The sequence below is a fragment of the Bernardetia aquimarina genome, assembly GCF_042180575.1.
GTDB lineage: Bacteria > Bacteroidota > Bacteroidia > Cytophagales > Bernardetiaceae > Bernardetia.
On the sequence record NZ_CP170094.1, the window covers coordinates 2,189,854 to 2,214,648 of the forward strand.

Genomic DNA, 24,795 nt, shown 5'->3' on the forward strand with positions numbered 1-24,795 from the left:
GAAATCTACTTTTTCCACTCAAATCTACCTATTTCTATCTCATCTTCGTTTTCTTCCATTCCAGATTCTAATTGAAATACAATTTCTTTTTGAGTTTGATTTTTAGAACCATAATTGAAATAAATGGTTGCTTTTAGTGTGGATGCTCCTGCTATTTTTTGTGTTCTATCATCATAAAAATCTACTTTCAAGATATATTCTCCTTTAATAGCTTCTTTCAAAATATATTCTTCTGAACCATACCCATCTGTCATATCTTCAATCATAAAACCACCATTTTGAGTTCTGCTATTCCAATAATTACACGTTTCTCCAGTAGGCTCTACAACCCACAAATCAATGTCTGTTTCAAGGGTGTTCCAATCCAAAATAACACGTACATCGACAGGCATATTTTTGAATAACTGCTTTTTTTGCTCTTCTTCCAACTCTTTCGCTATTCTACTATTGATTTTTGATAAGTCTAATTTGTCTTTATGTAGCTCAATCAAGCTAGAAAACTCTGAGAAAACGATAACTTTAAAAAGAGGAAAAAGGTCTTCTAAGGTATCCCAGTTTTCATCTTCTTTATCAAAATCCATTATCAAAACTTCATAAAAATAATCTAAAGCTTTTTGATAATCGCCATTTTTTTGATGCGCTAAAGCCAAATCTCTATACGAATGTGGTTCGTCTGGACGAAGCTCTTTTACTTTCTCAAAGAGAAAAATAGCTGTTTCCATTTGCCCTAGTTGGCTATATTTATAACCCAACATTTTCAGAAGTTCATAATTTTCTAGTTCTAGCTCTACAACATTAGATAAAATCTGTAAGCCTACTTCTTCTTCTTCATTCTGAATAAAATAACTTCCCACGCTCAAGAAAAAAGAAGGTGTAGAAGAATAATTTTCTTTGAGTGAAAGGTAGGTTTCAAAACGATTTTCTTTTGTAGAATTTTTGATAGAATCCATATAGGGTTCATCTGCACTCCATTCTTTTACCACTAATTTTGTAGTTTCTTTCTGTTGAGTTTGTAGTGCTTTTTGAGTAGAGTCAGGCAAAACATAGCCTTTTTCAGCAGCTTCTTTTGTAATGACTATGATAACACCATTTGCTCCTTTGCTTCCATACAGAGCCGTCGCATTTTCATTTTTCAATATACTGACAGATTTTACTTGCTCTGGATTAATCTGACTATAATCACTCTTTTCCATTGGAATTCCATCTACTACATACAATGGTTCAGCATTTAGATTAACTGACGAATTTCCTCTGATTACTACATTTGAAGAAGCTCCAGCATTTCCAGTTATTTGTACACCTGCTACTTTTCCTTGAATGGATTGAACAGAATAGCCTAAACTCTTTTTTGGTTGTTCAACTCCATAAGAAGTAACCACAACTGCCTCCAAATTAGAATCTGATAGAGTTACATCAATATTACTTTGACTTGCTACACTTTTTTCTATAGTTTGATAACCAACAAACCTAACAACAAGTACATCTTTCTCACTACAAACAATAGAATAATTGCCATCAATATCTGTTTGTGTTCCTATTGTTGTTCCTTTTATTTGTACAGTTGCTCCTGGTAAAGCTCCCTCTTCAGCAGAAACTACTCCTGTTACAGTCTTATTACGTTCATAGCCTAAAACCTCACTTTGATTAACTGAAATGCTTTGATTTTGAGTAGTTTGATTTTCAGTTTCTTTACTAGAGTTATTTTCTTCCTTCTCAATTTCCTCTTCCTCAATTCCTTCCTCTTCTTGCTGAGTTTCTTCTACATTTTCAGTTGTTGTTTCTGTTGTAGAATTTGTATTGGTTTCAGTATTGACTTGAGATGTAGTTTGAGAAGTAGTCGTATTTGTCTGATTCGTTTTTTCAGGCTCTTCTGGTAATGAATCTTTTTTGTTTTCTGTCCACCATTCTATTTTTTCTTCATAGTCTGCAAGAGCTAATTTGATAATTTCACTTTCTGTACTTGCTATTTTTTGAGTTTTTTGAGCTAATAGTTTTTCATACTCTTCTTTTAGTTCGGCAGGTGGCGAAATTTCATATTTGACATAATCTTCTATTCTATCCAAAACGATAAGCGAAGTATAAGGCGTAATCAAGCTATAATTTTTGGCTACTTCAATGATTTTGGTTTTATTTTGTCTTGTGTTTAGAGAAAACTCATCCACTTTTTTATTTGCCCAAATACGCTGAATAGAGGTTGAATTGTAATTTTTAGGAATTGTAATTTTTCTAGTTTCTAAAACTTGTTTTCCTATTCCAAACTGAATTTCTATTTCTGCATCTTTGTTAGAATTTATCTGTCCTGCTAGAGAAAACGTTTTTCCTTTTTGTAATGTTTGAGGTGTTTGTGGATAAACTTCGCTTAGGATTCTATTTTTATATTTTGCTCCCAAAAACTGATAATTTTGAGATAAAAGAGCTTCTACAGCTTCTTTTTGCGTTTCATAAGAAAGATTGATATAATTTCCTCCTGTTTTTTGAGCTAAAGAATTTAGAAAAGGAGCATCATTTGTTCCACTAGAAACGATAGTATAAATAGTTTGTAGATTGTCTTTTTTGATAGGAAAAGCATCTGCCGAGTACGAAAGATTCGAAATTCCGTCCGAAAAAAGAAGTATTTCCTCTTGTTCTAACTTAGGAAAATCAATGGCTTTTAAATCCGTTCCTCCATCATAAATTACGCTTTCTAATTGCTCTTTAATTTTGATGATTTGATTTTCAAAATTAGATTCATTTATCAAAAAATCATTCTGACTGACTATTCTATTATTGAATAAAATTAGTTTTAGGTTTAAAGAATTATCCGACTTTTTTTGATTTATTCTTTCTAAATAATTTTCAAGAAGTGCTATTTCTTTTTCTGTTTTTCGCTCCTTACTAGAATGTGAAACGTCCCACAAAACAACCATAGAAGAAGGCAATACTTTTTCTTTTTGAATGACATTAGGAATCAGATTGATATAAAAATAATCATTTTCTGTATTCTTGTCATTGTTTTTCTCTCTAAAAATCTTTTCATTTATTTGGGTTGGAATCTCAAAACTAAAAATACCTGTGGCATCAAAATTTTTCTTTTTAGAATCTGTGATATATGAAGTTTGCCATTTTTTAAATTTAAAATTAGAAAGCTGATTTTGCTTAATTGTTGGCTTTTCAGTTTGATTAATAACTTCTACTTTCAAATCAAATTCTTTTACTTTTCCATATTTCAAATTCATTTGATACAAAGGAGCTTTGCTGTCTTGTAGTTCTTCTTCATATCCTATCAAAATTATTTTTCGTCCTTTTGCAGGAATCGGATAAACTCTCGCTTTATAATTATTTCCAACTGTCATTTCTAATAAAGCTGGGTCAATTTCTTGCCTAATCACTCCTTCAAAAGCTCGTCTTCCCAATTCTTTTTCTACTACTACACCTTCTCTAAGTTTTCCATTCAAATCCATTGCAAATCTAAAAACACGCTGTTTGTCAGCAAGAGGAAAATTCAGTTCTCCTTCCAAAACTCTATCATTCGGATTATAAAAAGTCAACTTCGTTACTGTTGTGGCTCTATTTCCTATAATTTCTACTTGAATAGAAACATTTTCTAAATAAATAAGCGCACTATCATTTTTGATTTTTAAAATCGATAAATCGCCCAAGTCATTTGACTGTTGAGAAAAAGCAGAAGCGAAAACACAAAAGTAAAAACAAGCAAAAAAAATAAAGTTGTGTAAATAGTATTTCATCGTAATAAATTGGGTTTAGTGAGAAAGTGTAAATAATTCTTAAAATCCCTTACGATGAGTTTTATAAGAAACGTTGCAAAATATACATTGGCAAGATTTTTTCCTTATAGTTTTTGATAATTTTGTAGATTTAAAGATTAGATTAAAATTAATTCAAAATTAATACTCACACCAAAGAATTACCTCATTTACTTATATTTTTATGAAAACTCGTTTTACTTCAACTCATATTTTTTCATTTTTACTTTCTGCTTTTGGAGTAGCCATTATTATTTTTGGAAGTGGTTTTTTTCCTGCTTCATTGGATAAAGAATATACCACATTAGAAACCTCAAAAATATACTCTTCAAATTATTCCTTTTTATTACCTTCTAATTTATTCAAAACCAATCAAGATACAACAGGAATGGTCTTTGTAAAAGGAAGTGTTTTTAATATGGGAAGTACTGTTTTTGAAAATGAAATGCCTATTCACGAAGTAGATTTAGATGATTTTTATATTGGAAGATATGAAGTTACAGTCAAAGAATACAGAGCATTTTGTGAAGCTACAGGAAGAGATATGCCCAAAGAACCTATGTGGGGTTGGGATGATACACACCCAGTAGTAGGTGTAACATGGGATGATGCAAGTCAGTATGCAGAATGGGCAGGTAAAAGATTACCAACAGAGTCAGAATGGGAATATGCAGCACGAGGAGGCTTAAGCACTTTAAATTATACCTATTCAGGGGCAAATTATGCAGAAGTAGTAGGTTGGTTTGAAAAAAATTCAGTCGAAATGGTACAACCAGTAGGACTAAAAAGACCTAACGAATTAGGAATCTATGATATGTCTGGAAATGTTTGGGAGTGGTGTTATGACCACTATGGACGTTATCGTCAAATGCGTGAGAAAAACCCTAAAGGTGTTCCTCAAGGTCTGAATCGTTGTATTAGAGGTGGAAGTTGGTTTGGAAATAAAGGAAACCTACGCACAGCAAATCGTTATTACAATCCTCAAGGTTTTGGTAGTAATCTGATTGGCTTTAGAGTAGCGATGGATAAATAATACAGTTATCAGTTATCAGTGTGAAACTGGGTTGCTCTGATTTTTAGTGTAAATGATACTATTTTTTAGTGCGAAAAATTCGTAATTCTAAAAAAATTACTTCTTACTTTATTGATTTGAGTTCCCAGTTTGCAGCATCTTCAAAAACTCCTCTTTCGGCTTGTTCGAATGCTTTTTTAGCTTCTCCATAGTTTTTGGTTCTTTTATAAAACAATCCTAGTAAAAAATAATACTTTGAACGTTCTTCATTTTCTAATTTTGGAAATTTTTTGAGTACTTTTTGTATGATTAGTATTCCTTCTTTATCTCTAACTGTTTTATAATTGGCTATCGCTTCCAAAAAATAAACTTCTTTTCTGTTTGGCTCTAATTGCAAACACGAATCTGCTACTTTGATGGCTTCATTGTAACGTTTTTCATATACAAAAAGGCGTGTCAAATCATAATAATAGGCTGCATCATGAGAGAGATGTTCTGAAAACTCTATTTTTTTTCGGATATGATAAATGGCATCTGATTTGTCGGTATTTTGGTCTTCTACTTTATTCAAAAAAACTTGTGCAGGCGAATAATCTGGTTTTATAGTAAGTGCTGTTCGGAGATAACGCATGCTTTTATCAAAATCATACATAAAAAAATAGGCATAACCCAAATTATAATAATATTGAGGAGCAGTATTTTCTAATTCTGTTTTGAGTTTTTCATCTTTTATCCTAGCATAATAGATTGTCATTCCATCAAAATCTTGCAAACGAAAAGCACAACTGGTATAAATAAAAGCTGCTTTTTGAATAGGATACGCATTCGAATTTACTTTTTCTAAAATAGACTTCGTAAGTTTTTGAGCATCTTCATATTCTGTATTTTGATAAAGAATATTAGCTAAAGAAAGCGCAACAGGAGGAGGAATATTATCTAATTGTTCATTTTTGAAATACTCGTCAGCATAGTTTACAACTTCTTTATCAAATCTTCCAGCCTCATCAGACAGAATAATAATCCTACCCAAAATCGTATTTTTTTCTTGTGATTTGGAAGAGGGAACATGTAAAAGAGCCATTTCATAATACAAAAAAGCCTGTGAGATAGAATCTACTTTTTCATACAAAAAGCCCAATCTATAATTTGCTTCAAAATTTGATTTATCTATCTTGACAGCTTCTTTATAAAGGTCGACTGCTTTGGGAATATTTTTGAGCTGTTCTAAATAAAGCCCTGTATAATAAAGTAGTTCTGTATTTTGAGAATCAGCATTTAGTTCTTTTTTGAGAAGATTTAGTCCATCTTGTGGATTGCCTTGTTGAGCCATCTCAACAGCTTGTGTATAAACTTCTGGTTGAGCTTTTAGAGAATTTACAGTAAAAAGTATGAAGAATAAACTATACATTAAAGTAATTTTCATAAGAGAAGAAGCATTATTTTTCATACTTTTTATAGCTGTTTCAATTAATACAAACATCGTTGAGGTCTGAACCATCAATGAGGATTTAGATTTATTTAATTTCGAAATTTAACATTTTTTTCTCTCTTATAAAACCTTCTAATTTATCTCCAATATTTACTTTACCTACTCCTGCTGGTGTACCTGTGAAAATAATATCGCCTATTTTGAGAGTAAAGAACTTAGAAATATACGCTATTATCTCATCAAAGTTCCAAATCATGAGTTCATTATTTCCTTTTTGGCGAGTTTGTCCATTTACATCCAAATGAAAATCTATTGAATTTATATCTCTAATTTCTGAAAGCTCTAGCCATTCTGAAATTGGTGCAGAACCATTAAAACCCTTTGCAATATCCCAAGGAAGACCTTTTTCCCTTGCTTTGGATTGCAAATCTCTTGCTGTAAAATCAATTCCTAAACCAATTTTATCATAATAAGAAGCTGCAAATTTTTCTTCGATATGTTTTCCTTCCTTACAAATTCTTAAAAGTAACTCTACTTCGTGATGAATATCATTGCTAAAATTGGGATGATAAAAGGCATCGTTATTTTTAAGAATAGCTGTATCTGGCTTCAAAAAAATAACAGGTTCTGTTGGACGTTCGTTTTGAAGTTCGGCAATATGGTCAGCATAATTTCTGCCAATACAAAGTATTTTCATGTATTTTAGTAGTTTATTTTTAGAGGTTTAGAAATTGATTATTATCAAATGACTTTTTACAAAAATACAAAATCAAATTTGTTTATTTGAATGACAACTTCAAAAGCAAGTTGTGTTTTTTTTAACAAATTCTGAAAATCATTACGATACTAAGTTAAAATTCGTATTTTAGATTAATTTATAGTATAATGACTTACCAAAACATTTAATTTAAAAATATTTTTTATACCTACTTACAACGATTTTATGGGAGATTTAAACGTAAGAATAGCAGATAATCAGCTTGACCTCAATGAATTTACACGATACTTACTCAAGGATATTCAAGCTCTTGAGTTGATGCTCAAAAAAGATTGCTTCGATAACGAACAAATGCACATTGGAGCAGAACAAGAAATTTGTTTGGTTGATGATCACGGAAAACCTTCTGCCACTTGTTTGGAAGTTTTGGAAGAACTAAATCATGATAGTTTTACGACAGAATTAGCTCGTTTTAATGTAGAATGTAATTTAGAACCTCAACCTTTCAAAGGTGATTGTTTTTCGAAAGTAGAAGCCGAAACACTCAAATTATTGAAAGCACTAGAAAAAGTAACTAAAAAACGTGATATTGACTATATCCTAACAGGAATACTTCCAACAATAAGAAAATTTGACCTCACGACTGACAATATTACGCCTTTAGACCGTTATTATGCACTGATGAATTCCCTCAAAAAATTGAGAGGAAAGGAAACTTACGAACTCAAAATTGAAGGCATTGATGAACTAAATACATTACATGATACAGCATTGGTAGAGGCTTGTAATACAAGTTTTCAAGTTCATTTGCAGATAAAACCTGAGGAATTTGTTTCAAAATATAATGTTGCCATGGCTATTTCTGCACCTATTTTGGCAGCAGCTTGTAATTCTCCAATGCTTTTTAATAAACGTCTTTGGAGTGAAACTAGGATTGCACTTTTTCGTCAGTCGGTTGATACTCGTATTTCGTCGGAACATTTACGTGAGCGTAGTCCTCGTGTGATGTTTGGAAATAAATGGCTCAAAGGTTCGATTTTAGACTTGTATCGTGAGGATATCATGCGTTTTAGAGTTCTTTTGACGACTGATATTGATGAAGATGCTATCAAAATGGTACAAGAAGGAAAAACACCAAAGTTGCGTGCCTTGAATGTTCATAATTCGACAGTGTATCGTTGGAATCGTCCGTGTTATGGCGTAAGTCCGAATGGAAAACCACATTTGAGAATTGAAAATCGTATTCTACCAGCAGGACCAACAGTAGTTGATGAAGTAGCAAATGCTGCACTTTGGATTGGCGCAATGAATGCTTTTGAAGACACCTATCCAGACGTAACTGAAATAATGGAATTTGATGATGCTCGTGCAAATTTTATGAATGTAGCTCGTCATGGTTTGCGTGTGGATGTAAAATGGGTAAATGGCAAAAAAATGAGTACAAAGGATTTACTTCTGAATGAAATAATTCCGATGGCAAGAAAAGGATTACAAAAAGCAAATATCAATCAAGAAGATATTGATAAATACATGGGAATTATTGAAGCTCGTGTAAAATCAGAACAAACAGGCTCTAGTTGGATGCTACAATCCTACTCTAAACTCATCAAACAGACTACAAAAGAGGAAGTCATGACAGCCATAACGGTAGCCATTGCAGCCAAGCAAAAAAATAATCAGCCCATTCATACGTGGAAACTTGCTACCATCGATGATATTTCAGACTGGCAACCTTCCGATTTATTGGTAGAAGAATTTATGGATACTGACCTTTTTACGGTTACAGAAGATGATGTTCCTGAGTTTGCAGCCGATATTATGGACTGGCAACGCATTCGTTATTTGCCTGTGGAATGTCGTGATGGTGTTTTGGGTGGTTTGGTTTCTTCTCGTCTTTTGCTTCGTCATTTCAATTCTGGACAAAGAGATATAAAAAATGATGTAACTACTGTAAAAGATTTGATGATAAAAGATGTCTATACCGTTTCGCCAGAAGCCAATATTCATGAAGCAATGGATTTGATGCGAAAACACAAAGTCGGTTGTTTGCCAGTAGTAGCAAATAATAATCTAGTCGGAATAATTACAGAAGCTAATTTCTTAAATATTACGGCTAGTCTTTTGAAACGAATTGCAGAGCGAAGAAGAAAACGCAAAGAAGAAAACGAGAAGAACGAACAAACTAAAAATACTTCAAAACCTCAAAATATAAGAGATAGAGAGATAAAAATTGAAGGAGTAGATTCTCTTAGAAATGTAATGGCTAATGGAGAAGAGGAGGAGTAGAAACAAAACCCTAAATGTTTAAAAAACTTTTAGGGTTTATTTTTATTTCTCTTTAATAAAAAAATGTACTTTAATAATCAATATAATTATGTGTTATGCTGTCTATATTGCAACAAATCAAAAATTAGAAGAAAAGTATTTTGATTCAAAAAAAGAAGATATTCGTATTTCTAAAATTGATGAAACAATAAAAACTGTTTTAGGCTCTAAATTTTCTAAGAAAAACATTTATTATTTAGGTTCTGATGGTAACTCCTGCTCTTGTGGATTTGCGTTTGCTAGTCAAGATATTTTTCTACCGGAAGAAGCCGAGGAAAATAAAAAAGCTCCCATAAAACTTATAAAGTTATTAAAAGAATTAACTCTGATAGAAAATGTAGAATACTATTGCTGTTGGGAAGGCGACCAAAAGAAGGATGTAAAGTTTCACAGAGCAATAAATATTCAAACAATTACAATGGACAATTATTTTGGATTAGTTGAACAAGAATTTATTGATTTTATCAGAACTTTTAAACCAAAAATACGAGAAAATTTAATTCTAATCTTAGAAAGAGAAGAAAAAGGAGCTGTCCTAAAAGCTATAAAATCATTAAAAAAACAAGCAAAAACTACTTTGATAGATGCTAGAAAATATGTTGAATATTTAGCTATTGAGCTAAAGAAAGTAAAGTAGTTGTTTTTCCAGTTTCAGCAATCTTTCAAATGCAAATAGCTATGTCACAAATCACACCCAAACTAGAAACCGAAGTAATCAACCTCATCAAATAAAATGATAGAGACTATCAAGTTAGTGGTAACCAACACAAAACTAGGTTTGAAAGGCTCAAAAGATTATGCTAATTATGCTAATGGATTAAAAGCTAAACTACACAAATAAAAAATCCCCCCCCCACCAAACAATACTAATCCATCATCGTAATATCGTAACCAAGTCGTAATTCATTTTAAAAACTCTTTTTTTAGAAAAAAATATTCCTCACGCAACCTTTCCAAATGATTCTGCATCTAATTAGTAAGAAACAAAAACAACTTATCTCCAACGTATTTTTAAATATCTGTTATAGCTGTTGTTGGAGTCTTACCAACAACTTGAAACAGTTAGATTAAATACGTATTCAACCTTTTTTATGAAATAATTTTATGTTCGGATTTCTTCGCAATAAAGAACGCTCTACTCAAGAATTATCAGAAAGCGAACTGATAGAAGCCTGTAAAAATGGTAGTAGTAAAGCACAAAAACAACTTTATGAACAGCATTCTGGTAAAATGTTTGGTGTCGCTTTGCGTTATGTAGGCAATCATCACGAGGCAGAAGATGTGTTAGTTACTGCTTTTATGAAAGTATTCGAACACTTGGATTCTTTCAAAGGCGAAGGAAGTTTTGAAGGTTGGATTCGCAGAATTGTGAGTAATGAAGCTCTAGGTCTTATCCGAAAACGCAAAAAAGTGTTTATGGAAGAAATAGAAAATGCAGACTATAAAGGAAAAAATAATCCTGCCTCAACAGCTTTAGAAACAAATGATTTGCTTTCTCTAGTCAAACAATTACCTGACGGATACCGAACTGTTTTTAATATGTATGCCATTGAAGGATTTTCACACAAAGAAATTGCTGAAGAGTTAGGGATTTCTGAAAATACCTCAAAATCTCAATTAAGTAGAGCAAGGGCATTACTCAAAAAATGGTTGGAGCAAATAGACACAAATACAGATGATACATTGAATAGTCAATCTGTTAATAGTTTTGTGTTATAAAAGCTAAAAAAAATACAACAATAAAAAATTTGTCTTTTACATAAAGGTTCTGAAAAAATCTTTTCAAAATATATACGTCATAATGGACAATCAAAAAAATAATTTTAATTCGGATTCTGATTTAGACCTTCTTTTCAAAGAAGCTTTACAAAATCACACTGTTCCTACCGAAGACCACGTTTGGAGAAGAGTTCAGCACGGATTAGCAGACAAAAAAGGAGAGACAACTCCCATTACAAAATCGATTACGAAACGCTCTTACCTTCCTCTTTGGTCGGCTGTAAGTGGTGTGGCTGCATCACTTTTGATTTGGGCTATCTTTTTTAATCCTTCTACTTCAAATAATGTAGATATAAATTCGAATACGATTGCAAACTCTTCTCAAACAGAAATTGCAAATGATTTGAATGGTTCAGAAGGCATAGCTTCTCTTAATTCTGATTTTGAGTCTGAGTCTGATAAAAATTCATTCATAAATAAAGAAGAAAATCAAAATACAGACGCAACCTCTTCGAAAATAATCGCATCTAATAAGCAAATACCCCCAACAATTAATAATAAAAATACTGCTTCTAAAAATCAACATGTAAAAGGAATCAATCCTCAGAAACATATTGATAGAGCAGTAGCCAGTCTTGAAAAAGACCAAACCAAAATCAAGAACCAAAAATCACAGGAGAAAATGAATACTAACACATTCACTAATCCAAGTACACATATTTCCCAAAATGTATGGGCAAGTGATTTTGTAGTACAGAGTTCGACTACCTCTACTTCTTTGAAAAAAGAAACCAATAGTGCAGACACACATCAATTAAACATTGATAATCAAACTGTTGCTATTACAATTAAGGTAGGAAATAATGACTATTCAACTACTACAAGTCAAGCAACAGGTTTTGATGCAAATCAAAATCCTTCACAGTTTGATAAAGCAAAAACAGTCTTGAAAGAAGTTTGGAATTTGAAATCTGGTAAAAAAGTTAATTTACAAAATATACTTCCGAATAATGAAAAAGCAACCGAAAAAACAACTACTAATCAATCTAATCAGAACAATGAAATCCAAGCAGATTAATCTAAAAGTACTCTTTCTACTTACTTTGATAGCTGGATTATCTTTCACTACTCTATCAAATTCTTCTGCTCAATCAAAAGCTGATACAGTACTTATTGATTTTGGTGATAGCAGCAAAGTAACAGTCTATATTCAAAATCAAAAAGATGCAAAAGAAATTCGTAATCTTGATTGGAATTTGATTATGGAAAGAACAGCAAATTACCTTGAAGAAGCACATCAAAATAATGGCAAAATTGAAACGACAAGTGAAGAAGAAATAGATTCTGAAACAAATAAAGAAGATTCTTTTGAAGTAAAAGAAAATACAAAAACACGTACTATCATTATTGGTTCAAGAGGAATTCGTATCGAAAGAGATGATGACAAAGATGATAAAAACACTTTTTGGACAAGAACACGTCATCAAATTCCAATTGATTTTGGTTTAAATAATTATTTTCAAAATGGAAATTTTGGAGAAACACCAACAGGGAAACGGTATGAATTACGCTCTTGGGGTTCTCGTTATTTTGCCTTTGGTACAATGTTTAAGACTCAAATTGGTGGAAAGAAAAGCCCACTTTTAGTACAATATGGCTTAGAAGCATCTTGGAATAACTTTATGTTTTCGGGAGACAATTATGCCTTAGAAACAAGAGATGGAGTTGATTTCCCTGAATATGAAAGTTCTTTAGACAAGTCAAAACTAACGGCTGCTTACATTAATATACCTTTGATGGTGCATTTAGATTTTGCAGAAAATAACAAGAGAGGACTAAAATTAGCTTTTGGTGGATATGCAGGATATAGAGTAGGTAGTTATACCAAAATTGTATATCACGAAAACGGCGACCGTCAGAAAGATAAAGAGCATTCTAACTTTCGTTTAAACGATTGGAGATACGGTGTAAGAGCAGAAATTGGAATAGGAGAAGATAAGTTCGATAGTGGGCTTCGTCTTTTTTTCAATTATGACATAAATACGCTTTTTACAGAAAACTCTAATCTACCAAAACTCAATGCGTTTAGCTTCGGAGTAAGACTTTAGAATAAAGTAAGAAGTAAAATGTCAGAGGTCAGAAGTGTAGAATTTAACTTCATACTTTTGACTCTCATTAAAAAAACCAGCTATAAATTTAAACAATCGGACAAATACCCTCTTCCAATTAATGAAGAATAAGCAATTACACTAACATCGTAGTTGCTTATTTTTTGTTTTTACTTTATTTTTAATCTCGGTGTCTTAAATCTATTATAGTACTGGACATGAGTTAAATTTTTGACAAAAAAAGGACAGAAAGAGTTAATTTAGAAGTGTGAAAACCAAAAAACTCTATTCCGTCCTGCTGAACAAATATACAAAGGAATTTTCAGATATTCCTATCCATTATGTTCACGCTACTTTGTTGCTTATTAGCTGTATTCTGATAAAAGAAACTGTTAATCTAAACAAATTAAAAAATCAAGTAGGTATTTTTTTAAATTCTCCTACTGTTCAAATTGATTCTCATTATAAACGGCTTACTCGTTATTTTTTGGATGTCTATGTTCAAAAAACACTATGGAAGCTGATTCTAGTTTTTAGTATAGGCTCTTTTTTGAATAGAAAAGACATAAAAAAAGAAATTTTCTATCTAGCTATGGATGGTAGTGTTTGGCAATTAGGGGAATATACCTATCATGTTTTGGTCTTAAGTGTTATTTATAGAAAAATGGCTATTCCTATTTTTTGGATCAATTTAGAACGAAAAGGTAGTTCTACTGTTGCTCATCGTAAAAGTTTATTAGCATCGGCTTTATTGTTATATCCTTTTTTAAAAAGATTTACAATTTTAGCTGATAGAGAGTATAAAGGTAGAGTTTGGTTTAGGTATTTAGAAGAACAAGGATATACTTACATTATTCGTCTTTGTAAGGGAGATTATCAATTAGAAGTTAAAAAATACCACAGCTTACTTAAAAAAGCTAAATCAGGCAAACTAGTAAGCCAAGAATTTGAAACTGACTTTGCAAAAAAACTAAAAATAGTGATTTCTTATAATGCTCAAGCAGCAAAAGAAAGTGAAAAGTTTGTCATTTTATTAACCAACAAATATCGTTTAACAAAGGAGAAAATTAGTGCTATCTATTATCTCAGATGGAAAATAGAGTGTTTATTTAGACATTTGAAAACAAATGGATTTCATTTAGAGGAGTTAGGAATGGTAAACCCAAGAAAAATTCGTGTTCTAATGGCATTAGTAATTGCATCTTTTTTACTCTGTATCTTAGAAGGAGTAAAAACAAAACAAAGAGTAAAAAAAGACAATGAATCCTTTTACGAGTCTGTTTTTAGAATCGGATATGGAAAAGTAGTATTTTATGCTACTTCTATAGACAAAATATTAAAAATAATAACCCAATTAGTGCAAAAATCTAAAACTCAAAATACAACCTAAATTAACACATGTCCAGTACTGTATAAATCTATAGCCTTTCCATATATGTAAATCACTCACTAAATTATAATGAAATCACATTACTTTTTCCTTTTTCTGTTAGCATTAATTATTCTCAATTCTTGTAAGAATCTACCTTCCAGCTCTAGCACTTCATTTTTTTCAGAAGAAGAATTAAAGCTGATTTATGAGCAAGATTCTAGTCAAGCGATGCGTATTTGGAAAATTACTAACAAGGAAGATTCTATATTTTTGAGAAAAAAATGTCAAGAAGTAAAATTTAATCCTACGGATACAACAATTCATTATTTTGTACACCGACTTTTCAAAACCGTTCGTCACCCTAGTTCGATGGGTGTAGGAATTGCTGCGCCACAAGTGGGAATCAATAAGCGTATTATTTGGGTCAAGCGTTTTGATAAAGAGGAAGAAGAAATGCCTTTTGAAGTTTATATCAATCCAAAAATTATCAAATACGATGAAGAAGTAAAAGAAACAATGGAAGGCTGTCTTTCTATTCCAGACCGTAGAGAAAAAGTAATTCGTCCAGACAAAATAACCATTGAATACCAAACTTTAGATGGAAAACAGCATCAAGAAATCGTTGATGGTTTTACTTCTGTTATCTTTCAACACGAAATAGACCATCTTGATGGAATATTGTATTTAGACCATTTGAAGAATGAGTGAGGTCGGTTACTAAAATTAATATGCTTTCCTTTAGAACATAATCATATTGAACATAAACTTGAACCTTAATGACTTTCTTTACAGGATTGAAGAAGATTTTAGAGAAAGAAATTAAAAACTACAATAAACTAGTCAATGAATGAGAATCCACTCAAAAAATATCATTTACACAAAGACAATTATTCTAAATTGCAACTTGATATTAATGCCTCCAAACTATATTGTGAAAAAAATATACAACATTGCTTTAAGCCACATGTGCATACTTTTTTTCAAGTGATTTGGTTTAAAAATAAAGGAAAACATTTTGTGGATTATGTGGAGTATTTACATCCTAAAAATTCTATTTTTTTCATTTCGGAAGGACAAGTACATTATTTTTGTAAAGATTCTGAAAATGATGGTTATCTATTTCATTTTAATGATTTTTTTCTAAATAAAGAAGAAAAAGACTCTTTTAATCTAATTCAATATAAAATTTTCAATGAGTCAGGACAACCATTCATAATTCTTTCAGAAGATAAGATACATGATTTTGAATATCTGACAAAGAAGTTAATTAATGAAATAGAAACTAAAAAGCGAGGTTATAAAGAGCAAATTTATCATTACTTTCAAGTGTTTTTACTAAATCTTGAAAGACTGAAATGGTCACAGTCAGACCAAGAGATAGATTTGAATGACTTAAAAATAGATTATAATTTTGAGCTAGTAATGCGCTTCAAAAAAATGGTTATAGAGTCTAAAAATGAGTTTAAAACAGTTTCCTATTTTAGTGAGTCATTAGGAATTAGTGATAAAACACTGACAAATATTTCAAAAAAATATCTTCATGAAACACCTGCTAATTTTATCCATAAAAGAAAGATACTAGAAGCCAAACGTTTACTTTCAAATACAAATTTGAGTATAAAAGAAATTGGATATCAATTAGGGTTTGAAGAAGCTACTTATTTCACTAAATATTTTAAGAAGCACTCTTCTCTTACTCCCAAAGAATTTCAAAAGCAATTTCTGTAATTTATCATTCCTTTTCCCTAATTTACCATTTTCTCTGTACTGAAAGCCTCAACTTTGTGTCATATTATTAACCATTAAATCAATTCAAATATGACAAAGCAAGCAATTATAGTAGGTGGAACAACAGGAATGGGTAGAAGTACAGCAGAACTATTGTTAAAAGATGGAAATGAAGTTATCATTATTGGCAGACCTGACAAACAACTAGACCAAACCATCAAAGAATTATCAAAATTAGGAAGTGTAAAAGGTGTAGAGTTAGATTTATCAGACTTTGAAAAAGTAACTAGTTTTTCAAAAACTATTTCTAGCCTGTATCCAAACTTAAAATACTTAGTCAATGCAGCAGGTTATTTTAGTCCAAAGCCATTTTTAGAGCATCAAGAAGAAGATTATGAGATTTATCATAATTTTAATAAAGCCTTTTTCTTTATTACTCAATCAGTAGCTCAAGTAATGGCAAAAAATGGAGAAGGCTCTATAGTAAATATTGGTTCTATGTGGGCAAAACAAGCAATTAAAGCTACTCCTTCTTCAGCTTACTCAATGGCAAAAGCAGGTTTGCATAGTTTCACACAACACTTAGCAATGGAATTAGCTGATCATAATATACGAGTAAATGCTGTTTCACCTGCTGTTGTAGTGACACCTATTTATGGTGCATTTATGGAAAAAGATAAAATTGAAGAAAATTTGCAAGGTTTTAATGGATTCCACCCTATTGGAAGAGTTGGCAGACCAGAGGAAATTGCTCAAACCATTTATTTTTTACTTACAGATAAAACTTCTTGGGTTACAGGAGCTATTTGGGATATTGATGGTGGAGTTATGGCAGGAAGAAATTAACAATGTTTAAAGTTTTATGTTCAATCAAAAAACTTCATCAGTAGTTTTTACCAAAGTAAATTCTGACAATAGTTAAAGTATAATTTAAACTATTGATAAACTTTAAACAGATTCAATGATTTTTTGAATTGAAAAACTAGTTTTTCCAAAAGAAATAAACTAAAAAAGAAAAATTTCTAACTTGACTTGTAACCTTGAAATGAGTGTTTTTATAATTTGAATATAAGAATATCCTTTGTTGTTGGTGTCATTATCAACGATATTTTCAATAATTCTATTTCTAAGATTATTATTTTATCAAAATAAATAATCTATTGTTTTTTTACTTTTTATGTATAATATGAAAATGCCCCTCAGATATAAATAAGGTGCTTTTTAGTCAAAAGAGTTGAATAAGTCAAAGTAGAACATAGTGATTTTTTTTACACTATATTTACACCAAGATGTCTTCTATCAAAACTATTTTGTACACACAGAAAAAACTAGCAGACGGACAGTCGCCAGTTATGCTTTACGTTTATGAAGAAAAACCTTATCGTCTTTCACTAGGTTACAGAGCTTTTCCAAAAGATTGGGATAAAAAGAAAGGAAGGTTTAATAAAAGCTATCCTAATGCAAAAGCTAAAAACCTTGAATTACGTAAAAAAGAACTACTTGCTCATGAGCTTGTAGATGATTTTGTCAGAAAAGGAGAACGATTTGATTTCCCTACTTTCAAAAAAGTATTTAGAGGAGAAAAAGAAGAAAAACAGGAAGAGAAAAAAGAAGTTAATTTTTATGACTTTGTTGAAGAGCTAATTTCTGCTAAGAAAAAACTTGGAAAAATATCTACTTCAAGAGGTTACAAAGACGTTTATAATATCTTAAAGCGTTACCACCCTAAACCATTAAAATTTGAAAGTATAAACTATTCTTTTCTAAAAAAGCTAGAAGCTGAATTATTTGCATTAGGTTCTAAAAAGGGAACAGTCTTTACTCGTATGGCTATACTAAGAGCTATGTATTATGAAGGTATTAGATGCAATCATATTGCAAAAGATAAAAACCCTTTTAATAATTCTTTCAAAAAGGACGGATATAATTTTTCAAAATTTAAGTCAGATTTAAGACCTAGAGCCTTAGATAAAGAAGAGTTAGATAGGTTTAGGAATTTCAATATTAAGAAATACCCAGAACTATCTTTGGCTTGGTACTACTTTATGTTTTCTTTCAAATTATTTGGGATGAATTTCACAGATATAGCAAAGCTAACAGACGATAACATAAAAGGCACACGTTTGGAATATATCAGACAAAAAACTGGTAAATCATTTAGCTTATTACTTACGAAAGAAACACAAGGTATTATAGAGCTTTTTAGTTCTGAATCGGACTATCTGTTTCCAGTCTTGAAAAAAGAGAAACATAATACCATAACCAAGATAAAAAATAAAATAGGAAATACTCAAAAAGAAATAAATGAAAGTTTAAGGCAAATTGCTCTGATACAAGGGATTCATAAGTATATCACATTTTATACAGCTAGACATACTGCTGCAATGGCTTTAAAACGCAAAGGAATAAGCACCGATATTATTTCAGAAGCCTTAGGACACAGCGATTTAGCAGTTACACAACACTATTTATCTAAGTTTGAAAATACAGTTTTGGACAATGCTATAATGGATTTGTAGCACTTATTCGGATTCAAATCACTTGAAATATCCATTTCTATTTACATACTCTTGAAAATAAATTTTCAAACAAAAATGTAATACAAAATGGATATTTCAAAATTTGGATGGACACGCAAAGAACAAGAAGTACAAACAGGAGATTATCATTTTTCTGGTCGTATTCTTATGACAGCTACCGTTCAAGAAGGTTTAGAACAGGAAGTTATACAAGCTATTGTATTTAATGCCTTGAAATTTGCGAAAGAACAAAATGGAATAGACTATTTATTAGTCTATCTAAATGAAGAAACAGGAGAAAAACTGTTTTTCATAGATGAATCCACTAAGACTGAGTTACAGTCTGGTCAAAAGCCACAGGAGTATAATTATGCTACTCTTATGTTTGCAGAAGATTATTAGAATCAACAAAAAGCAAGTAGATTTTATTCTACTTGCTTAATTTTTTTATAAAAAAATGTTTTCAAATGATAAATATTTAGATTTGCTCCTATCTATCTCTAATCCTTTTTCTAATCGAATCTTTAGATAAACTAAATTAAATATTTCAACCCAATAATCAGATAAATCATAAGATAAATTTTTAAAAATATCTTCTATGTCAGCATTAATATTATCTTTGAAAGTTTTTTCTAAATTAACAATATCATTAACAGATAATTTATTATCTAATGACATAGCAGGCATACAAAATGTTTCTAAGTTAGAAATATCCTCTGAAATAATTTTTTTTAATGTATCACTTTCGTGTTCATAATAATGAAAAGAATTACAATAATAATGAAATTCTCCTATTTTAATACCTAATAATAGAGAAATTATTTCTTGTAGCATTGAAAATAAAAATATATCATAAGGAAAAACTGTTACCACAGATTGAGACCTCATATGAAGAAAAAAATCAACCTTTTCATCTCTTATCATTATCTGAATACTAGATACACAGGGTGTATCTAAAGGTAATTTAACCAAATCTGAGGGAATAAATATAGGAATCATAGCACGTCTAGTATTTCTATCTTTTTCTATTAACTTCTTCAAATAGAAAAATAGATTACCCTTTCCAAATATTCTTTCTCCAAAAGCTGCTTCATAATAATTACCACCTTCTGAAAAAACATTACCTTGTCTATTATAAATACTAATATCTTCTACTAGATTACTCCCTGAAAGTAACCATATAAAATTAGCAAAACAGAAACCTAAAGAAAGTTTTCTTTCTTTAGAAAAGATTAATCTATTGAGAGGATTTGATAAAGTAAAGGAATAGCCTTTTATTTCATAAAAATCCTTCTTCCTAGTACCAAAGGAAGAACCTATAGAGCGAGTATCTGATACAGAACTAACTTTTTTTCCATTACTAATAAGTTCATTTAAAGACGAAAAATAAACCTCTTGAAAAGAATTGAAAGTATTCATTTTTACAAATAATTTTTATAACGAAGAAATTGATTTTACTCTATTTTTAATATAGTCATAAAATCATCTATAAATGTTGGTATTTGATTAGTAGATATTTCTAATATTAAATCATTACTAAAACATCCATAAGTTAGTTTTTTTATAAAAAAAAACTCAAAGTCTTGAAAGTATTTAAGTTTTTTTGTTCTAAGACCAGAATCAAAATCTATATTCTTTATTGGACTGAATAATAATATTTTAAAATATGGAAGACTATCTATATGAGCTTTTATCTTCTCAAACATATCAACATATATTCCCAAAGAATTATCTGATAAGTTAGATTTATCTAAGTAGAAAGTACAATAAAACAAACTGTCTATAATACTTCTATCTATCAATATTATATCGTTTGTTTTTTTATATTTATTTAAAAGAGCTTTTTCTTCTTCTATTTTTTGAAGGTTGATTTCATACTGAAATTCAAGATATGAGTTGGGGTCATTTCTTATTGTATCAATATCAAAAGGCTTATTGTTTCTTCTTATTATCTCATCTAATATTACTACAGAGTTATCAGAATATTTTTGAGCAATTTTATTAAGGGTTGTTGTTTTACCCGAATTAGAAGCACCAGAAAACGGTATTAAAAATGCCATATAACTATGATTTAAGAAATTTATCAATTATTAACTGTATTTTATTATATAAAGGGGTAAGATATTCATTCCAATCATCTTGATTATATTGACTTTGGGTCTTTTTCTTTTTAGGGTCAAACAAAAGAGAACTTAATGGGTAACCTTCAATTATTGGTAAACTTGGCGTATCTGTCATTTCTTCCTTTAGATGCACTTCTTCATATAGAATCTCTCCGTCTGGATGGGCTAACGATATTGCATAAATCCAAGTTATTCCTTTATTCTTTAGTTTAGATATTTTAGATTGGAATTTATTTAACATCTCATCGTCTGTCAATGCAACATCACTTTCATAACGTCTTACCTTAGTTCTTGGTTGTTCATTATCTGGAAGCCCATCTATATACAGAGCTTCATCAACACTAAGTGTCGGTATTTTTGTATAATCTGCATAAATCTTCGCTTTTTTCAAAGCATTTTCTTTTGCTGTTTCCCCATCTTCAATTATAGGAAGAGCTTCTTTATCTAAGTCTTTCAAAGATATAACTTGTATATCTGAAAATCTTTCTAATACACTCTTATAGCGAGCAAATTTAGCAGGGTTACCAGTTCCTATTAGTATCTGTTTCATTTTATTTTTTTTGTAAAATTTTTTTTAATATAAGAATTCACTACAACAAAAACAAGCTAAAGAAGGATAAAAAAAGTGATAACTTGAAATCTATCAAATTATCACTCTTAATTATTTTCTAAAGTTATTATTTTTAGAATATCTCTTTCAAAGTACTAATACTTTCTTCTGAATTTTTTTCTTCTGTTAAATCAAATAACGAAATATTTTTACCTTCAAATTCTACATTAGGATTAGAAATAATAGTTTCCACTTTATCTTTGGGAAATGTATTAATTAGCTTTTTCCCAAAAGAAAAGTTATTATAATTTTTTTCTCCATTACTCAAATTATAGTTAGAATTATAGCGTTTTAGTTCAACTAATCCTTCCAAAGCACCAGCAGAAAGATGTACACCATTCATTCCTTGAGAAACTTGGTCTAAACCAAATTGTTCTTTTTGTTCCAGTAAAATTTTTCTTATACTACCTTCTTTAGCATTGATAGGATTGGTAGCTCCTATAAGATTGTTTCGTGCCTCCGACCAATTTGTATTGCCAACTAATGTAAACGTTACAATAGAACGACCTTTTTCTGTAAAATGAAGTAATTGACTTGGATGAAAACCATTAACTAAATAAACTGTTTCTGAATCCATCTTTATTTCCTCACAATATGTACCTCCTGCCAATTTTACATTTTTGTTGTTTTGCCATAGATATTCTAGTGATAAAGGATTAAAGAAATCATATTTTTCAAGGAACTCAATACCACCTAAGACATTACAATCATTTACTTCTTTGCCAAATAATTCTTTAAACTTATTATGAGCTGCCTCAGAAAGATTATTTTTAGCGTCAGAAGCTATACTATTAATAACTCCATAGTGTTGTGCTATTATATTATTTTTATCTAAATAGTTCGCAGATAATATATTAATATTTTTAATGCTCAAATTAAATTCTTGCATTTTGGCAAAAATCATTTCAAATATTTTATCTATTTTTATATCTTCTGAAGATAGAGTTAATTCAGGTTTTATAAAGAAAAGAAACTCATTTTCTCCCTCTAAGACTTCACTATTTGTGAAGACTTCTAAATATTCTATACTACTATCTTGCGCTTTTTTTACTCCTTCTGTTATAGAAGTTATTAGTTCTTTGTCTATTGAAAGTTCCATACTAAGTATTTATTGTGTTTTTTGATTTAATGTACAAATATAACACAATATTTTTCAAGAAAGAATGAAAACCCATAAAAGTTATGAGTTAAGAAAATTATCTATATCATCTACTCTGTTTGGATAAGTTGCTTTTAGTCTTTGTATAGCTACATCTTTTCTAAAGTAAGAAAACTCTCCTAAGTCATAACCAAAATCTATATAATGTGGTCTTCCTAAACTATTACATCTTACATCATTAAGAAAGTTAATTGTATTAAAACCTAGCTTGTCTAAAGTATCAGCCATAATAATAAGCTCTCTAAAATCTTTTGTACTTTTATAGTCATTAGGGTAAAAATCTTCTATGATAACACCTTGACCGTAAAAATACCAATTAGAAATATTTAGTCCATTTTCTTGTAATAATTTTCTTCTGTTACTCCAGTCTTGCAAATGTTTCTCTGGTGGTAGTGTTATTATTGCCTTAATAACTATTTGTTTTTCTTTAATTATATCATAAACATTTCTATATTTTATTTGAAAAGATGTAAAATAAGTTTCTGCTCCCTTTCTATGCCAATCATTTAGGTCAGTAAACGAAATTAGCGTATCACTAGAACTCAATATAGTTTTCCTTTGTAGCCATTTTTGGATTCCTTCTAAATCTAAATTATACTTATCTTTCAGAATTTCAGAAGAAGCTCCTTTTTCTCTTACAATAATATTTTCCATTCTTGATTTTTTTATTTGAAATGCTAAATTAGCTACTGAAAACAAATAAACCTAATTTATCTATCTTTAGTTTTTTTTTATAAAAAGTCCATTTAGAATGCACCTACTCCCCCACCAAATAGCTCAAAAACTATGAGTTTCCGAAAGGACAATCTATAATTACAGAAAAAAACTAAAAGGTAAATTCAAAGAAGAACAAAGAAATGGTAGGACTTACCTAGAGTTTGCACCATTTTTAGAGTATGCAAAATCACTTGGCAATACCTTTCCGAAAGATTCAGAAATATTTCCAAATATTCAGAAAGAAATACAAAATAATTCAGAAGAAATACAAGAAAATAGTATAGAAAAGCCAAATTGAAATTTCTGAAATCTTTCGGAAAGGGTTGCAGAAAGTTCAGAAAGCAAGGAAAATACCCAAAACCGAAATAAAGAAAAAAAACAACTAGAAAATTATAGCAATAATCTAAACGAACAAGTTCAAAAATATGCACTTGCGTTTAATGAAGAGAAAACAGAAAGAAAAAACTTGCAGAAAAAATATGATACTTTGGAAAATAGATTTTTGGATAAAGTGGAGGAAGTAGCTCGTTTCAAATGAAAAACAGCTTTATTTTTTGCACTTTTGGGAGGACTTGCTTTTGCTCTTACACTAATTTTAGTCTATCTACTCTTTCTGAAAACCTAAAGAAAAACAACGTTGTCTTTTTTTATTTTACTATTTTATATATTTTACGCAGCTTAAAGACCAGTTCAGACCTAGTGTTTCAGACTTAAAGATGGAAACTTATAGGGTCAAGTATGAGAAATTTAGGGTCAAAAGTGGAACAACTTAGGGTTTAAGATGGAAACTTATAGGGTATAACTATGAGAGAAATAGGGCAAGAAAAAAAGCAAGTATGGAAATAAATATTTTCCTTTCATATTTTAAACTTGTATTCCTATAATTTTTCCTTAGATTTTTGGTGTTTAGCTTATTTTGCCACAATGGAAAAAGCCACACAGCAGTTAGTCGTAAAGCATAATTATTTAATTAATGCAAAATATGATTTTTCTCTTTTAGAAATGAAGGTATTTTTATTAGCCGTTTCTAAAATACAGCCAAAAGATGAATCAAATACCAAATATAGAATCTATGTAAAGGATTTTAAACAGCTTGTAAATACACAATCTAAGCAGGAATACAAAAGAGTGAAAGCAACCGTTAAAAGTCTAATGAAAAAGATTGTAGAAATACCAAGAGGAGAAGATAAATCTGTTTTGATGTGTCAATTATTCTGACCTTCTGTTTACCACGACGGAGAAGGCTATGTAGAAATTCAGTTTTATGAAGAAATAAGAGCGTATTTATTAGAACTTAAAGAGAGATTTACACAGTATAATCTTCACAATATCGTTAGAATAAAATCATTTTCCAGTATTAGAATCTATGAATTACTCAAACAGTACGAAACGATAGGGAAAAGAACTTTTGAACTTACAGAGCTAAAAAGTATTCTAAAGGTAGAAAAAAAGTATAAATCATACGCTGATTTTAAAAGGTATATTTTAAAGAGAGCGCAGAAAGAAGTTTGAG

21 protein-coding genes and 1 pseudogene are annotated in these 24,795 nt (G+C 30.2%); 14 read left to right on the top strand and 8 right to left on the bottom strand.

Annotation, left to right across the window (positions count from 1 at the left end; translation table 11 throughout):
* Positions 1-5: 5 nt before the first annotated feature.
* Positions 6-3,725 carry a VIT domain-containing protein gene (locus tag ACE193_RS09230; RefSeq protein WP_375562698.1) on the bottom strand — a complete coding sequence of 1,240 codons (3,720 nt, stop codon included), beginning with the start codon at positions 3,723-3,725 and terminating at the stop codon, positions 6-8.
* A 202-nt stretch (positions 3,726-3,927) separates the two neighbouring features.
* Between ACE193_RS09230 and ACE193_RS09235 the strand changes: the two genes are divergently transcribed.
* Positions 3,928-4,776, top strand: coding sequence for a formylglycine-generating enzyme family protein (locus ACE193_RS09235; protein ID WP_375562699.1), 849 nt, complete (start codon positions 3,928-3,930; stop codon positions 4,774-4,776).
* 103 nt (positions 4,777-4,879) lie between these two features.
* Here ACE193_RS09235 and ACE193_RS09240 read toward each other — a convergent pair whose 3' ends face one another.
* Entirely contained in the window at positions 4,880-6,235 is a 1,356-nt protein-coding gene (locus ACE193_RS09240; RefSeq protein WP_375562700.1) for a tetratricopeptide repeat protein, read from the bottom strand.
* Between the two features lie 34 nt (positions 6,236-6,269).
* Positions 6,270-6,881 (bottom strand): fumarylacetoacetate hydrolase family protein, encoded by a 612-nt coding sequence (locus ACE193_RS09245; protein WP_375562701.1) that lies wholly within the window; start codon positions 6,879-6,881, stop codon positions 6,270-6,272.
* A gap of 246 nt (positions 6,882-7,127) precedes the next feature.
* Here ACE193_RS09245 and ACE193_RS09250 point away from each other — a divergent pair, with 246 nt between their 5' ends.
* The 11 genes from ACE193_RS09250 (at position 7,128) to ACE193_RS09300 (ending at position 19,075) form a co-directional block, all read left to right on the top strand.
* Complete coding sequence (locus tag ACE193_RS09250; protein WP_375562702.1) at positions 7,128-9,188, top strand: CBS domain-containing protein; 2,061 nt, start codon at positions 7,128-7,130, stop codon at positions 9,186-9,188.
* Between the two features lie 88 nt (positions 9,189-9,276).
* Complete coding sequence (locus tag ACE193_RS09255; RefSeq protein ID WP_375562703.1) at positions 9,277-9,864, top strand: hypothetical protein; 588 nt, start codon at positions 9,277-9,279, stop codon at positions 9,862-9,864.
* Between the two features lie 467 nt (positions 9,865-10,331).
* Positions 10,332-10,946 (top strand): RNA polymerase sigma factor, encoded by a 615-nt coding sequence (locus ACE193_RS09260; protein ID WP_375562704.1) that lies wholly within the window; start codon positions 10,332-10,334, stop codon positions 10,944-10,946.
* An 82-nt stretch (positions 10,947-11,028) separates the two neighbouring features.
* The gene (locus ACE193_RS09265; RefSeq protein WP_375562705.1) at positions 11,029-12,024 is read left to right on the top strand and encodes a hypothetical protein; all 996 of its coding nucleotides are present in this window, start codon (positions 11,029-11,031) and stop codon (positions 12,022-12,024) included.
* Positions 12,005-13,054, top strand: a complete 1,050-nt coding sequence (locus ACE193_RS09270) for an outer membrane beta-barrel protein (protein WP_375562706.1) — start codon at positions 12,005-12,007, stop codon at positions 13,052-13,054. The genes ACE193_RS09265 and ACE193_RS09270 overlap by 20 nt, the downstream gene beginning before the upstream one ends.
* 268 nt (positions 13,055-13,322) lie before the next feature.
* Positions 13,323-14,444, top strand: coding sequence for a transposase (locus tag ACE193_RS09275; protein WP_375559008.1), 1,122 nt, complete (start codon positions 13,323-13,325; stop codon positions 14,442-14,444).
* A gap of 69 nt (positions 14,445-14,513) precedes the next feature.
* Positions 14,514-15,134: a peptide deformylase gene (def, locus tag ACE193_RS09280; protein WP_375562707.1), complete on the top strand. Its 621-nt coding sequence runs from the start codon at positions 14,514-14,516 to the stop codon at positions 15,132-15,134.
* 135 nt (positions 15,135-15,269) lie between these two features.
* Positions 15,270-16,154 carry a helix-turn-helix domain-containing protein gene (locus ACE193_RS09285; protein ID WP_338812305.1) on the top strand — a complete coding sequence of 295 codons (885 nt, stop codon included), beginning with the start codon at positions 15,270-15,272 and terminating at the stop codon, positions 16,152-16,154.
* 90 nt (positions 16,155-16,244) lie between these two features.
* Positions 16,245-17,000, top strand: coding sequence for an SDR family NAD(P)-dependent oxidoreductase (locus ACE193_RS09290; protein WP_375562708.1), 756 nt, complete (start codon positions 16,245-16,247; stop codon positions 16,998-17,000).
* A 443-nt stretch (positions 17,001-17,443) separates the two neighbouring features.
* Entirely contained in the window at positions 17,444-18,673 is a 1,230-nt protein-coding gene (locus tag ACE193_RS09295) for a tyrosine-type recombinase/integrase (protein ID WP_375562709.1), read from the top strand.
* Positions 18,674-18,760: 87 nt separating this feature from the next.
* On the top strand, positions 18,761-19,075 hold the full coding sequence (locus ACE193_RS09300) for a hypothetical protein (RefSeq protein ID WP_375562710.1): 315 nt from the start codon (positions 18,761-18,763) through the stop codon (positions 19,073-19,075).
* A gap of 45 nt (positions 19,076-19,120) precedes the next feature.
* Here ACE193_RS09300 and ACE193_RS09305 read toward each other — a convergent pair whose 3' ends face one another.
* From ACE193_RS09305 to ACE193_RS09325, 5 genes are all read right to left on the bottom strand, one after another.
* The gene (locus tag ACE193_RS09305) at positions 19,121-20,092 is read right to left on the bottom strand and encodes a thymidylate synthase (protein WP_375562711.1); all 972 of its coding nucleotides are present in this window, start codon (positions 20,090-20,092) and stop codon (positions 19,121-19,123) included.
* 35 nt (positions 20,093-20,127) lie between these two features.
* Complete coding sequence (locus ACE193_RS09310) at positions 20,128-20,733, bottom strand: AAA family ATPase (RefSeq protein WP_375562712.1); 606 nt, start codon at positions 20,731-20,733, stop codon at positions 20,128-20,130.
* 4 nt (positions 20,734-20,737) lie between these two features.
* On the bottom strand, positions 20,738-21,346 hold the full coding sequence (locus ACE193_RS09315; RefSeq protein WP_375562713.1) for a non-canonical purine NTP pyrophosphatase: 609 nt from the start codon (positions 21,344-21,346) through the stop codon (positions 20,738-20,740).
* A 133-nt stretch (positions 21,347-21,479) separates the two neighbouring features.
* Positions 21,480-22,505 carry a hypothetical protein gene (locus ACE193_RS09320; protein WP_375562714.1) on the bottom strand — a complete coding sequence of 342 codons (1,026 nt, stop codon included), beginning with the start codon at positions 22,503-22,505 and terminating at the stop codon, positions 21,480-21,482.
* Between the two features lie 81 nt (positions 22,506-22,586).
* Positions 22,587-23,219 (bottom strand): hypothetical protein, encoded by a 633-nt coding sequence (locus tag ACE193_RS09325; protein ID WP_375562715.1) that lies wholly within the window; start codon positions 23,217-23,219, stop codon positions 22,587-22,589.
* 987 nt (positions 23,220-24,206) lie between these two features.
* Here ACE193_RS09325 and ACE193_RS09330 point away from each other — a divergent pair.
* Together ACE193_RS09330 and ACE193_RS09335 are read left to right on the top strand one after the other, a co-directional pair.
* Positions 24,207-24,650: pseudogene (locus tag ACE193_RS09330) on the top strand (replication initiation protein); the annotation flags it as partial.
* Positions 24,651-24,674: 24 nt separating this feature from the next.
* Entirely contained in the window at positions 24,675-24,794 is a 120-nt protein-coding gene (locus tag ACE193_RS09335) for a hypothetical protein (protein WP_375563353.1), read from the top strand.
* The last annotated feature ends 1 nt before the right edge of the window (position 24,795 follow it).

What these genes read in the sequence shown, in the direction of transcription:
- ACE193_RS09230 (WP_375562698.1), bottom strand. Translation starts at nt 3,725, where the DNA reads ATGAAATACTATTTACACAACTTTATTTTTTTTGCTTGTTTTTACTTT.
- ACE193_RS09235 (WP_375562699.1), top strand. Translation starts at nt 3,928, where the DNA reads ATGAAAACTCGTTTTACTTCAACTCATATTTTTTCATTTTTACTTTCT.
- ACE193_RS09240 (WP_375562700.1), bottom strand. Translation starts at nt 6,235, where the DNA reads ATGTTTGTATTAATTGAAACAGCTATAAAAAGTATGAAAAATAATGCT.
- ACE193_RS09245 (WP_375562701.1), bottom strand. Translation starts at nt 6,881, where the DNA reads ATGAAAATACTTTGTATTGGCAGAAATTATGCTGACCATATTGCCGAA.
- ACE193_RS09250 (WP_375562702.1), top strand. Translation starts at nt 7,128, where the DNA reads ATGGGAGATTTAAACGTAAGAATAGCAGATAATCAGCTTGACCTCAAT.
- ACE193_RS09255 (WP_375562703.1), top strand. Translation starts at nt 9,277, where the DNA reads ATGTGTTATGCTGTCTATATTGCAACAAATCAAAAATTAGAAGAAAAG.
- ACE193_RS09260 (WP_375562704.1), top strand. Translation starts at nt 10,332, where the DNA reads ATGTTCGGATTTCTTCGCAATAAAGAACGCTCTACTCAAGAATTATCA.
- ACE193_RS09265 (WP_375562705.1), top strand. Translation starts at nt 11,029, where the DNA reads ATGGACAATCAAAAAAATAATTTTAATTCGGATTCTGATTTAGACCTT.
- ACE193_RS09270 (WP_375562706.1), top strand. Translation starts at nt 12,005, where the DNA reads ATGAAATCCAAGCAGATTAATCTAAAAGTACTCTTTCTACTTACTTTG.
- def (WP_375562707.1), top strand. Translation starts at nt 14,514, where the DNA reads ATGAAATCACATTACTTTTTCCTTTTTCTGTTAGCATTAATTATTCTC.
- ACE193_RS09285 (WP_338812305.1), top strand. Translation starts at nt 15,270, where the DNA reads ATGAATGAGAATCCACTCAAAAAATATCATTTACACAAAGACAATTAT.
- ACE193_RS09290 (WP_375562708.1), top strand. Translation starts at nt 16,245, where the DNA reads ATGACAAAGCAAGCAATTATAGTAGGTGGAACAACAGGAATGGGTAGA.
- ACE193_RS09295 (WP_375562709.1), top strand. Translation starts at nt 17,444, where the DNA reads ATGTCTTCTATCAAAACTATTTTGTACACACAGAAAAAACTAGCAGAC.
- ACE193_RS09300 (WP_375562710.1), top strand. Translation starts at nt 18,761, where the DNA reads ATGGATATTTCAAAATTTGGATGGACACGCAAAGAACAAGAAGTACAA.
- ACE193_RS09305 (WP_375562711.1), bottom strand. Translation starts at nt 20,092, where the DNA reads ATGAATACTTTCAATTCTTTTCAAGAGGTTTATTTTTCGTCTTTAAAT.
- ACE193_RS09310 (WP_375562712.1), bottom strand. Translation starts at nt 20,733, where the DNA reads ATGGCATTTTTAATACCGTTTTCTGGTGCTTCTAATTCGGGTAAAACA.
- ACE193_RS09315 (WP_375562713.1), bottom strand. Translation starts at nt 21,346, where the DNA reads ATGAAACAGATACTAATAGGAACTGGTAACCCTGCTAAATTTGCTCGC.
- ACE193_RS09320 (WP_375562714.1), bottom strand. Translation starts at nt 22,505, where the DNA reads ATGGAACTTTCAATAGACAAAGAACTAATAACTTCTATAACAGAAGGA.
- ACE193_RS09325 (WP_375562715.1), bottom strand. Translation starts at nt 23,219, where the DNA reads ATGGAAAATATTATTGTAAGAGAAAAAGGAGCTTCTTCTGAAATTCTG.